Origin of the sequence: Streptomyces milbemycinicus (assembly GCF_002154605.1) — a bacterium.
Taxonomy (GTDB): domain Bacteria; phylum Actinomycetota; class Actinomycetes; order Streptomycetales; family Streptomycetaceae; genus Streptomyces; species Streptomyces milbemycinicus.
In genome coordinates this window covers 1-10,270 of the sequence record NZ_MUNE01000574.1, presented here as the reverse complement: position 1 = coordinate 10,270, position 10,270 = coordinate 1, and the positions used below count along the sequence as shown (strand labels likewise).

General features: G+C 68.4%; 12 protein-coding genes and 1 pseudogene. 7 read left to right on the top strand and 6 right to left on the bottom strand.

The window, feature by feature from the left end:
• Nucleotides 1-120 precede the first annotated feature (120 nt).
• The gene (locus tag CCN51_RS38620; RefSeq protein WP_014179219.1) at nt 121-909 is read left to right on the top strand and encodes a S16 family serine protease; all 789 of its coding nucleotides are present in this window, start codon (nt 121-123) and stop codon (nt 907-909) included.
• A gap of 36 nt (nt 910-945) precedes the next feature.
• Here the strand turns inward: CCN51_RS38620 and CCN51_RS38615 are convergent, their stop codons facing one another.
• The 3 genes from CCN51_RS38615 to CCN51_RS38605 all read right to left on the bottom strand — a co-directional run bounded on the left by CCN51_RS38615 (nt 946) and on the right by CCN51_RS38605 (nt 2,370).
• On the bottom strand, nt 946-1,173 hold the full coding sequence (locus tag CCN51_RS38615) for a hypothetical protein (protein WP_014179220.1): 228 nt from the start codon (nt 1,171-1,173) through the stop codon (nt 946-948).
• Between the two features lie 21 nt (nt 1,174-1,194).
• The gene (locus tag CCN51_RS38610) at nt 1,195-1,809 is read right to left on the bottom strand and encodes an ArsR/SmtB family transcription factor (protein WP_043487497.1); all 615 of its coding nucleotides are present in this window, start codon (nt 1,807-1,809) and stop codon (nt 1,195-1,197) included.
• 93 nt (nt 1,810-1,902) lie between these two features.
• Nucleotides 1,903-2,370 (bottom strand): Lrp/AsnC family transcriptional regulator, encoded by a 468-nt coding sequence (locus tag CCN51_RS38605; protein WP_014179222.1) that lies wholly within the window; start codon nt 2,368-2,370, stop codon nt 1,903-1,905.
• Nucleotides 2,371-2,512: 142 nt separating this feature from the next.
• On the opposite strand from CCN51_RS38605, the gene hppD reads away from it, so the two are divergent.
• The 4 genes from hppD (at nt 2,513) to CCN51_RS38585 (ending at nt 6,853) form a co-directional block, all read left to right on the top strand.
• Entirely contained in the window at nt 2,513-3,670 is a 1,158-nt protein-coding gene (gene hppD, locus CCN51_RS38600) for a 4-hydroxyphenylpyruvate dioxygenase (protein ID WP_014179223.1), read from the top strand.
• A gap of 176 nt (nt 3,671-3,846) precedes the next feature.
• The gene (locus CCN51_RS38595) at nt 3,847-4,026 is read left to right on the top strand and encodes a hypothetical protein (RefSeq protein WP_162097957.1); all 180 of its coding nucleotides are present in this window, start codon (nt 3,847-3,849) and stop codon (nt 4,024-4,026) included.
• Nucleotides 4,027-4,113: 87 nt separating this feature from the next.
• Nucleotides 4,114-5,484, top strand: a complete 1,371-nt coding sequence (locus CCN51_RS38590) for an FAD-binding oxidoreductase (RefSeq protein WP_014179225.1) — start codon at nt 4,114-4,116, stop codon at nt 5,482-5,484.
• Nucleotides 5,485-5,668: 184 nt separating this feature from the next.
• Nucleotides 5,669-6,853: an epoxide hydrolase family protein gene (locus tag CCN51_RS38585; RefSeq protein ID WP_014179226.1), complete on the top strand. Its 1,185-nt coding sequence runs from the start codon at nt 5,669-5,671 to the stop codon at nt 6,851-6,853.
• Between the two features lie 210 nt (nt 6,854-7,063).
• Here the strand turns inward: CCN51_RS38585 and CCN51_RS38580 are convergent, their stop codons facing one another.
• A complete protein-coding gene (locus CCN51_RS38580) occupies nt 7,064-7,498 on the bottom strand; it encodes a hypothetical protein (protein WP_014179227.1) in 435 nt (144 codons plus the stop codon).
• A gap of 166 nt (nt 7,499-7,664) precedes the next feature.
• Here CCN51_RS38580 and CCN51_RS38575 point away from each other — a divergent pair, with 166 nt between their 5' ends.
• Together CCN51_RS38575 and CCN51_RS38570 are read left to right on the top strand one after the other, a co-directional pair.
• Complete coding sequence (locus CCN51_RS38575) at nt 7,665-8,063, top strand: SseB family protein (RefSeq protein WP_014179228.1); 399 nt, start codon at nt 7,665-7,667, stop codon at nt 8,061-8,063.
• Between the two features lie 25 nt (nt 8,064-8,088).
• Nucleotides 8,089-8,985, top strand: a complete 897-nt coding sequence (locus tag CCN51_RS38570; protein WP_014179229.1) for an endonuclease/exonuclease/phosphatase family protein — start codon at nt 8,089-8,091, stop codon at nt 8,983-8,985.
• Nucleotides 8,986-9,124: 139 nt separating this feature from the next.
• Here CCN51_RS38570 and CCN51_RS38565 read toward each other — a convergent pair whose 3' ends face one another.
• Together CCN51_RS38565 and CCN51_RS38560 are read right to left on the bottom strand one after the other, a co-directional pair.
• A complete protein-coding gene (locus CCN51_RS38565) occupies nt 9,125-9,874 on the bottom strand; it encodes a class I SAM-dependent methyltransferase (protein ID WP_014179230.1) in 750 nt (249 codons plus the stop codon).
• Between the two features lie 80 nt (nt 9,875-9,954).
• Nucleotides 9,955-10,270, bottom strand: a pseudogene (locus CCN51_RS38560) (RNA-guided endonuclease IscB); the annotation flags it as partial.

Genomic DNA, 10,270 nt, shown 5'->3' with positions numbered 1-10,270 from the left:
CCCGCCCACCGTCGGCCACGGCGGTGGTGCCACGGCGGTGTGGCCGGGGCGGTGGGGCCGGGGCGTGCGGTCGCCGGGGCGACGCACCTCACGCCCCGGCAGTCAACTAGATTCACTACCATGCCTGCCGTCTCCCCGCGTGCCCGGATCGTCGCGATCTGCTCTGCGCCCGTTATCGCTCTCCTCGCGGTTGCCGCCTTCGCGCCGCTGCCTTACTCCGTGGCGGAGCCCGGCACGACCGTGAATGTGCTCGGTTCGGACCACGGTGGGCCGGTGATCAAGATTTCCGAGGCGAAGGCTCGTAAGACCACCGGGCAGCTGCGGATGACGACGATCGCGGCGACCGGGCCGGACGCCACGGTTCGGCTGAAGGACGTCATCAGCGGCTGGTTCGACACCCGTCGCGCCGTGATGCCGCGCGACTCCGTGTACCCCGTCGGGAACTCGACCAAGGAGATCGAGGCGCACAACGCCAAGGAGATGGAGGAGTCGCAGGACGACGCCACCAGAGCCGCGCTCGGGTATCTCCATCTCTCCTCCAAAGACGTCAAGGTGCGGCTGCGCCTCGCGGACGTGGGCGGGCCGAGCGCCGGGCTGCTCTTCTCGCTCGGGATCGTGAACAAGCTCGACGGGGACGGGCGCGGTGGCGATCTGACCGGCGGCCGTACGATCGCGGGGACCGGCACGATCACGGCGGGCGGCAAGGTCGGGGCGGTGGGCGGGGTGCCGCTCAAGACGCAGGCGGCCAGGCGGGACGGGGCGACGGTGTTCCTGGTTCCGAAGGCGGAGTGTTCGGACGCCAAGGCCGAACTCCCCAAGGGGCTGCGGCTGATCCCCGTCACCACGCTCAAGGGCGCCGTGAACTCGCTGGTGGCGCTGAAGTCGGGCGGCCAGGTGCCGCACTGCTGACGGGCTGCCGCGAGCGGCTGCCCGGCGGGCGAGAAGTCACAGCCGGGCCGCCAGGCCCGGCTGTTGTCCCGGCCGGGGGCGCGGTGTCGCGAGGCGCAGGCCCACCTCGACCAGCGTCCAGCCCAGCCGACTGCGCAGCCGACGCGGGCGCCGGGGCTGGCGCGGCGGGCGAGGCCGGTGCCGTGCGCGGGCGCGCAGGGCCTCGAGATGCAGCCGCTCGGCCCGGATGCGGTGCAGCCGCAGATGGATGTCGTCGCCGTACATGGTCGTTCCCCCCAGGGCCGGTCAGTCGTCGTCGCGCGGGAAGGCGTGCAGATGGACCCGGAAGCGGGCCGAGTTCTCGACGTCCTGGCCCACTTCGTTCTCGCGATAGCTCTCGATCACCTCATGCAACTTGTCGCGCAGCTCGGCGGCGAGTTCAGGGGTGAGGCGGATGGCGAAGTCGCTGATGTCCCAGGCGCGGCGCCACTCCTCGGGCCAGTCGTGCCAGGTGCCGAGCCAGGTGGACATCTCCTGGCCGTGGCTGGTGGCGTGCTCGTAGAGCAGGGTGTTCATCGCACCGCGCACGGACGGGTCGGCATCACGCAGCAGATCCTCGGAGTTCACGCGTGTGCCGCGCTGCGCGCTCTTCCACCACCGCTCGCGCCCCTTGCCGCGCTCCGGATCGTCCTTCACGAAGCCGTGGGCGGCCAGCTGCCGCAGGTGGTAGCTGGTGGCGCCGCTGGACTCGCCCAGCCGGTCGGCGAGTTGGGAAGCGGTGGCCGGTCCGTAGGCGCGCAGCGCGGCGAGCAGGCGCATCCGTAGAGGGTGTGCGAGTCCGCGCAGGGAGCGGGCGTCGAGCACCCGTACGTCGTCGGGCGTCGGCACATCGTCGGGCGTCGGCTTCTCGTTCTCGGCCATGGCGGCAGCGTAAGCATGCAAAGACTCCTTTGCAAGGGGTTCTTTGCATCCAGATCTTTGCAATGGGATCTTTGGAAGGTAGCCGGGCTCTGGTCAGTCCTCCGCCGCCTGCTTGACCAGCGGGATGATCCTCAGCGGCACCGCGTTCTCCATCACGATCGTCGTCGACGCCCGCACGATCCCCTCGAACCCCACCACCCGGTCGATCACCCGCTGCAGATCCGCGTTGGAGCGGGCGACCAGGCGGCAGAGCATGTCGCCGTGGCCGGTGGTGGTGTGCAGTTCGAGCACTTCCGGGACGCCCGCCAGGTGGCTCCGTACGTCCGGGCCCTGGCCCTGCTTGATCTCCAGCGTCGCGAACGCGGTGACCGGATAGCCGATGGCCGCCGGGTCCACCTCGGGCCCGAAGCCCCGGATCACGCCCTGGGCCTGCAGCCGGTCCAGCCGAGCCTGTGCCGTGCCGCGCGCGACGCCGAGCCGGCGGGACGCCTCCAGTACGCCGATCCGGGGTTCCTCGGCGAGCAGTGTGATCAGTCGGGCGTCGAGCCGGTCGATTGCCACGGCGGTCCTCCTGCTGAGGGTGAGAGTGTGAGGGTGGTCACTGTGTACAGAGTGCCCGGCAGATCGCAGAGATAGCTATACCGATTGTCCATCGAATCATCGAACTGTTGCGCATCCTGAGCCATGGAGTCACGGTGAAGACATGACTGAGACCTTGGATCACACCCTGGCCGTGACGGGAGAAGGCGCGCGTCGGGCGGACCCCTTCCCGGTGAAGGGGATGGACGCGGTCGTCTTCGCCGTCGGCAATGCCAAGCAGGCCGCGCACTACTACTCCACCGCGTTCGGCATGCGGCTGGTCGCCTACGCCGGGCCCGAGAACGGCAGCCGGGAGACCGCGAGCTATGTCCTCGTCTCCGGCGGCGCCCGCTTCGTGTTCACCTCCGTCATCAAGCCCACCACCGGATGGGGCACCTTCCTCGCCGAGCATGTCGCGGCCCATGGCGACGGCGTCATCGACCTGGCCATCGAGGTGCCGGACGCGCGCGCCGCGTACGCGTACGCCATCGCTCACGGCGCCTCCGGTATCGAGGAGCCGCACGAGGTCAAGGACGAGTACGGCACGGTGGTGCTCGCCTCCATCGCCACGTACGGCGACACCCGCCACACCCTCGTCGAGCGCTCCGGCTACACCGGCCCCTACCTCCCCGGCTTCGCCCCCGCCGCCCCGCTGGTCGAGCCGCCTGCCCGCCGTAACTTCCAGGCCGTCGACCACTGCGTGGGCAATGTCGAGCTGGGCCGGATGAACGAGTGGGTGACCTTCTACAACGACGTCATGGGCTTCACCAACATGAAGGAGTTCGTGGGCGACGACATCGCCACCGAGTACTCCGCGCTGATGTCGAAGGTCGTCGCGGACGGCACCCGCAAGGTGAAGTTCCCGCTCAACGAGCCCGCCGTCGGCAAGAAGAAGTCCCAGATCGACGAGTATCTGGAGTTCTACGGCGGCCCCGGCGTCCAGCACATCGCGCTCGCCACGAACGACATCGTCGCGACCGTACGGGCCATGCGCGCGGCCGGTGTCCAGTTCCTGGACACCCCCGAGTCGTACTACGACACGCTCGGCGAGTGGGTCGGCGAGACCCGGGTGCCCCTGGAGACGCTGCGGGAGCTGAAGATCCTCGCCGACCGCGACGAGGACGGCTATCTGCTGCAGATCTTCACCAAGCCGGTGCAGGACCGCCCGACCGTCTTCTTCGAGCTGATCGAGCGGCACGGCTCGATGGGCTTCGGGAAGGGCAACTTCAAGGCGCTGTTCGAGGCGATCGAGCGCGAGCAGGCCAGGCGCGGCAACCTCTGACCTTGCAACCCTGACCTTTGTTCCTGCCCCCTTTGTCCCCGCCCCCTTGCGCGAAAGTACGAACTAAAGCTGTTACGAACTTCGGACCGTCTACACTCGGCGCGTTGCTATCCATTACAACGCCGCGTGGTGTATGGGGAGTTGTCGAGGTTCGAATGGCGCAAGATGTGCAAGATATGTACGCCAAAGGGCGGCTGACCAGGAATAAGTTCGCTCTCGGGGGCAAAAAGGCCGCCGCCTCGGGCGCGCTGGGAGTGCTCTCCGTCCCCGCGCCCGACGCGGCCGAGGACGAGGCGCAGGCCGCCGAGGGCGGCACGCGGGAACTGCCGGCCCTTACGGCTCAGGAACAGCCGTAGCTCCGGCGTTGACCCAGCCACCCGCTTCCGCGCCCCCACCGCCGCGGCGATCTTCCCTCCCGGACGGTCGGATGCGAGTCTGGAGCCATGGCTGATCTGATGGAGATGCTGCGGGAGGGCCTTCCCTCCGAGGCCGTCGTGACCGACCCCGACGTCATGGGCTCGTACGCCAACGACATGGCGAGCTTCTGCGAGGCGGGCACCCCGGCCGTCGTCGTCCTCCCGCGCAGCGTCGAGCAGGTACAGCACGTGATGCGCACCGCGACCGCCTTGCGCGTCCCGGTCGTGCCGCAGGGGGCGCGTACGGGCCTGTCGGGGGCCGCCAACGCCTCCGACGGCTGCATCGTCCTCTCCCTGATCAAGATGGACCGGATCCTGGAGATCAACCCGGTCGACCGGATCGCGGTCGTCGAGCCGGGCGTGGTCAACGCCGTTCTGTCGCGCGCCGTCACGGAGCATGGCCTCTACTACCCGCCGGACCCCTCCAGCTGGGAGGAGTGCACCATCGGCGGCAACATCGGCACCGCCTCCGGCGGCCTGTGCTGTGTGAAGTACGGCGTCACCGCCGAATACGTACTGGGCCTGGACGTCGTCCTCGCCGACGGCCGGCTGCTGAAGACCGGCCGCCGCACCGCCAAGGGCGTCGCGGGCTATGACATGACCCGGCTGTTCGTCGGCTCCGAAGGCAGCCTCGGCATCGTCGTCCGCGCCGTGCTCGCCCTCAAGCCCGCCCCGCCCCAGCAACTGGTCCTCGCCGCCGAGTTCCCGTCCACCGCGGCCGCCAGCGACGCCATCTGCAAGATCATGGAGAGCGGGCACACCCCCTCGCTCCTCGAGCTCATGGACCGCACCAGCGTCCACGCGGTCAACACGATGACGAACATGGGTCTGCCGGACTCCACCGAGGCCCTTCTCCTGGCCGGTTTCGACACCCCGGACCCCGCCGCCGACCTCGCCGCCGTCGGCGAGCTGTGCACCGCCGCGGGCGCCACCGAGGTGGTCCCCGCCGAGACCGCCGCCGAGTCCGACCTGCTGCTCCAGGCCCGCCGGCAGACCCTCCCGGCCCTGGAGGCGGTCAAGGGCGTCACGATGATCGACGACGTCTGCGTTCCGCGCTCACAGCTCGGCGTGATGATCGACGGGGTCGCCGCGATCGCCGAGAAGTACGGCCTGACCATCGGCGTCGTCGCCCACGCCGGCGACGGCAACACCCACCCGACCGTCTGCTTCGACCCCTCCGACCCGGACGAGACGCGGCGCGCGCGGGAGTCCTTCGACGAGATCATGGCCCTGGGGCTTGAGCTGGGCGGCACGATCACGGGCGAGCACGGGGTGGGGGTCCTCAAGCGCGAATGGCTGGCGCGGGAACTCGGCCCGGTGGGGGTGGAGTTGCAGCGCGGTATCAAGCAGGTCTTCGACCCGCTGGGGCTGCTGAATCCGGGCAAGCTCTTCGTGTAGCCGCCTTTGCTGCGGCTATTTTCTGCGGCTATTTCCTCTGTCGGCCCTGGTACGCGTCCCACGCCGGCCAACGGACAAGCTGATCCCTCATCTTCGCCTTGGCCGGAGACAGCGAATTGAAGTCCCGAAGGTGGCCGCTTTAACTCGTTCGCTGCGCAAACCCGGCGGATCTACCATGCGTCGCATGACGAGCCTGGCCGAGAACATTCGCCCCTTCCGTATCGACATCCCGCAAGCCGAGCTGGACGATCTGCACGCACGGCTCGACCGCACCCGGTGGCCCGATGAACTGCCGGGCGTGGGCTGGGCGTACGGCATTCCGGGCGACTATCTGCGGGAGCTCGTACGGCACTGGCGCCACACATACGACTGGCGTGCCGCCGAGGCGCGACTGAACCAGTGGCCGCAGTTCACCACGACGATCGACGGGGCGAACATTCACTTCGCGCATATCCGCTCGCCCGAGCCGGACGCCACCCCACTGATCATGACGCACGGCTGGCCGGGTTCCATCGTCGAGTTCGCCCAGGTCGCCGGCCCGCTCACCGACCCACGCGCCCACGGCGGCGACCCCTCCGACGCGTTCCACCTCGTCCTGCCGAGCATCCCGGGGTTCGGCCTCTCGGGGCCGACGCGGGAGACCGGCTGGGAGTACCACCGGGTCGGCGCCGCGTTCGCCGAGCTCATGGAGCGCCTCGGCTATCGGCGATACGGCGCCCAGGGCGGCGACTGGGGCTCCGCCATCTCCCGCGAGCTCGGCCGTATCCACCCCGACCGGATCATCGGCGTCCACCTCAACCACATTCCCGGCTCCTCCGTCACCGAGGAACCCGACCCCGCCCACCTGGCCACCCTGCCCCCGGCCGAACGCGCCCGCACCCTCGCCTCCTGGGAGCTGAACCAGCAGTGGGCCCGCGACCGCCAGGGCTACGCCGACATCCAGTCCACCCGCCCCCAGACCCTGGCCTACGGGCTCACCGACTCACCGGTCGGCCAACTCGCCTGGATCGCCGAGAAGTTCAAGGAGTGGACCGACTCCCGCGACCGCCCCGAAGACGCGGTCGACCGCGACCAACTCCTCACCAACGTCATGCTCTACTGGCTGACCGGCACCGCCGGCTCCGCCGGCCGCATCTACTACGAACGCGCCCACTCCTCCTGGGGCGCGGCCCCCGAACCCTCCACCGCCCCGACCGCCCTCGCCGTCTTCCCCCGCGAGAACTTCATCCCGCTGCGGCATATCGCGGAGCGGACGAACAACATCGTGCGGTGGACGGAGTACGAGCGGGGCGGGCATTTCCCGGCCATGGAACAGCCGGAGCTGCTGGTCGCGGATATCCGCGCGTTCTTCCGCGACCTCGGGCGATGAGCGGAGCGGGGCGCGGGAGCGCAGGGCCTCATGGCGTCCGTTGCTGTGAGCGGTGCGGCGCTGAAGCGATGCGCAGGAATTCTTCCGCCAGCGGCTCCCGCGCCCCGTCCCGGGACACGAGGGAGAGTTCGACGATATCGGCGCGTTCGGTGAGGGCACGGTACCGCGCGGGCGGCTGAATCTCCCCGGCACTCCCGGGTCCCAACCAGTTCACCCTGCCTCGCTGACCGGACGCCGCGGGTCGTCGATATCGACGGTTATTTCGACGGCTGAGGTAGACATGAAGGACGCGATCTTGCCGTGTAGCTGGATCTCTTGGAACGGGTTCGATTCGGTGAGGAAGATCGCCCACATAAGTGAACGGTCGGGAGTCAAACGCGCTACGAATCCTTCCGAGCCGTAGGAACCATCACCTCCCCAGAGGAAACCTCCATGAGCCAGCTCCACGGATTTGAGCCCATCGACCTCGGAGGTCCAATCCGGTTCGCTTGTGAGCATCTGATGCAGATCGAAGGCCCCAAGCAGCCTGAAGCCGCTCGGTGTGCCCGGTGAGAGGGCCACGTCGTACGAATTTCCGTCCGCGAGATGGAGCGCATCCCGGATCGGGAGCCGGAAATCTCCCCATAGGAGTTCGATCTCATTCATGTGCGTTTGATCCTCCTGTCGCGGTGGGCGTGGAATGTCCGCACGGGATGTCTCAACGCCACGGAGTCGGGTACCCGGCGGGCTTACGACCGGCGGAAAACCGGTTCGGCTCGCTCGGATCGGCCGCTGATCTGCCCATATGCCACTCCGATCGCTGGAGAGAACCATGAGTGACCTCCCCGACGACACCACCGTCCACGCCACCCAGCACGCCCTCGGCGAACTCGCGGCCAACCGGGCGGACGATACGGCCCTGGACACCCTCGCCAGCAGCGAGGTGCTGCTTCCCGCTCCCGAGGGCGTGGAGGATACGGACCCGCAGGCCGTGACCCTCCCCGTGCTCGAACAGGACGATGGCGCCCAGCTGGTGCCGGTCTTCACCACTCCGGACCGTATGCACCAGGCCCTGCCGCAGATCCACCGCTACCACCGGGTGCCGCTGGGCGCCCTGGCCCAGGGCTGGCCCTCCGATGAGCTCTCGCTGGCCATCGACGCGGGCGCACCCGAAGAGGTGACCCTCACCGGGGGCGGCGTACGCACCCTCCTCACGCGTCCAGGCCGCTGAGGCCGCCGAGCCCCGGGCGAGGGTAATGTGCACGGCCATCGCCGCCGTACTGGCCCTGCTGCTGTCCTCGGTGTCGGCTGTGGAGTCCGGGGCGAATATGGCGACTGCATCCGCACAGGTGATCGCTCCACCGCAGACGCAGGTGGATGGTTCCGCTACGGGAATTTCTTCCCCCGAGTGGAAGACTGTCTTCCCGAACCGGGTCGCAAACTTCAACGTGTGCAATCCGTGCCGCGGTTCCAACCCGCTGTACCACGTTGACCAGATCGTGGACCAGATCGTCAAGTACAGGCCCCAAGTCATCGGGCTTGAGGAGATCTGCGTCGGTGAGACGCAACGCCTCATCGGTAAGCTGAGAGCAAAGGGCTACCGGTACTACGCCGCGCACGGAAGCCAGCTGAACACCCGTTGGGGCTGCCACGAGTTCGGTTCCGCGTACGGGAGCGCGATTCTGTCTGCCGCGCCGCTCACCAACAAGGTGAACCGCCATTACTCACAGGGCGGCAGTGAGCCCCGCGGATACGTGGCCGTCGATACGACTGTCGCAGGCAAGAAGGTGCGAGTCTTCGCGACCCACCTTGCCCAGTCCGGGCAGGCCAGTGTGCGTAAAGTCCAGGTCGGGGAACTCATCAAAGCCGTCCGGGCCTATCCGCAAGTCATTGTGCTCGGCGACTTCAACGCCGAGCCGAACGCCAGTGAAATGTCTCCCATGTGGTCGAAATTCCATGACGCCGACCCTGCCTGCAGCCCGACCCAATACCTTCGCCCCTGCAAGATGACAGAGGACTCCAGAAGGCCCGGAGGGAAGAAGTTCGACTATATCTTCCTGCGCAATGGCGGTGCCTTCAGCTCCTCCAGTGTCGGCGTTAACGGGAACTTCTCTGATCACAACCTCATTTACGCCGACCTGGTCGGCAACTGACCGCTCCAGGGTGACCATCGACGGACCACGACACCAAGCCGTCGGGTTCAGCGGCTCACGGTGATTTTCGGCTCCCACGTTGCTCAGGTACGGCGCCCGCACGGGCACCGGCGCCTGAGCACCGGGCTCCGCGTATGCGTCAGAGGTCGGCCACCAGCAGCCGGTATCCGACGTCGAAGGTGTCGAGCGCGAGCAGTTCGGCGTGGCGGGTGTGCCAGCGACCGGTCGCCAGATCGTCCGCAAGCCGGGCCAGACCGGGTGCGATGGTGTCCTCACCGGTCTGGGCGAGCAGGGAGATCCCCGCGCGCACCTGCGGGTCGAGATAGGCCTCGGGGCGGCGCCAGTATGCGGCACCGAATCCGTCCACGCAGTCGTGGGGGACCCGCACCGGTTCCTGGCGCGCCCCGCCGAGCAGGTCGATCAGTTGGTCGGTCGGGGTGGCACGGGTGTCGTCGAACGCGGCCGCCTCCGGGAGGTAGTCCCGGACGAGCCAGAACCGCTCGCGGAAGACCTGCTGGTCCCACGTCAGGATGACGATGCGGCCGCGGGCGACCCTGCGCAGTTCGTCGATCCCGGCTGCCAGGTCGGTCCAGTGGTGGACGGTCAGCAGGGCCATCACGGCATCGGCTGCGTCGTCACGCAGCGGCAGCCGTTCCGCGACGCCCTGCACGGCGGGCGCGGATCCCGGAGGACGCTGGGCGATCATGACCTGGCTGGGCTCGACCGCGAGTGCCGTCTGCGGCGGTTCATAGGAGCCGGTGCCCGCCCCGACGTTGATCACGTCGGTGACGTTCCCGAGCGCCGCGTGGATCTGCGCGGCGATCCGCGGATCCGGCTGTCGGGTGCGGGCGTACGTCGCGCCGAGCGTGTCATAGGTGGTGGTGGTCATGCTCGGCAGCGTAATCTTGCGAGGACCCCCATGCGTTTGCGCATGAGAGGATCGCGTCTTTGGATTGCTCTGACGTGCATTTACGCGCGGGTGGGTTCTGGTTGGTGGGTGTAGGTGTAGCCGTCGCCTCGCTGGAGGAGGCGGATGTTGGTGTGTTGGATTCCTGCGGCGCGGCCGTGAGGTGTGCGGATATCGAACCTGCCGGTGGTGCGGATCATGACGCGGCCGGCGTGGGTGCCGGTGTATTTGCCCTTGGGTACGGAAGCGGTCACGAGGTCGCCGGTGGCGTAGCCGTGCACGGTCTTGATTCGTGGGCTGGTGCGGCGGGGGAAGCCGTGGCGGTCGGGGCTGGTGCGCTGGTGCTGGCCGCGCCCAGAGCATCCGGCGACCAGTATG

Excerpts from the sequence above, each read along its gene's own strand:
- CCN51_RS38610 (WP_043487497.1), bottom strand. The coding sequence starts at position 1,809 with ATGGCCGAGAACGAGAAGCCGACGCCCGACGATGTGCCGACGCCCGAC.
- CCN51_RS38615 (WP_014179220.1), bottom strand. The coding sequence starts at position 1,173 with ATGTACGGCGACGACATCCATCTGCGGCTGCACCGCATCCGGGCCGAG.
- CCN51_RS38580 (WP_014179227.1), bottom strand. The coding sequence starts at position 7,498 with ATGAATGAGATCGAACTCCTATGGGGAGATTTCCGGCTCCCGATCCGG.
- CCN51_RS38590 (WP_014179225.1), top strand. The coding sequence starts at position 4,114 with ATGGCTGATCTGATGGAGATGCTGCGGGAGGGCCTTCCCTCCGAGGCC.
- CCN51_RS38620 (WP_014179219.1), top strand. The coding sequence starts at position 121 with ATGCCTGCCGTCTCCCCGCGTGCCCGGATCGTCGCGATCTGCTCTGCG.
- CCN51_RS38595 (WP_162097957.1), top strand. The coding sequence starts at position 3,847 with ATGTACGCCAAAGGGCGGCTGACCAGGAATAAGTTCGCTCTCGGGGGC.
- CCN51_RS38575 (WP_014179228.1), top strand. The coding sequence starts at position 7,665 with ATGAGTGACCTCCCCGACGACACCACCGTCCACGCCACCCAGCACGCC.
- CCN51_RS38570 (WP_014179229.1), top strand. The coding sequence starts at position 8,089 with ATGTGCACGGCCATCGCCGCCGTACTGGCCCTGCTGCTGTCCTCGGTG.
- hppD (WP_014179223.1), top strand. The coding sequence starts at position 2,513 with ATGACTGAGACCTTGGATCACACCCTGGCCGTGACGGGAGAAGGCGCG.
- CCN51_RS38565 (WP_014179230.1), bottom strand. The coding sequence starts at position 9,874 with ATGACCACCACCACCTATGACACGCTCGGCGCGACGTACGCCCGCACC.
- CCN51_RS38585 (WP_014179226.1), top strand. The coding sequence starts at position 5,669 with ATGACGAGCCTGGCCGAGAACATTCGCCCCTTCCGTATCGACATCCCG.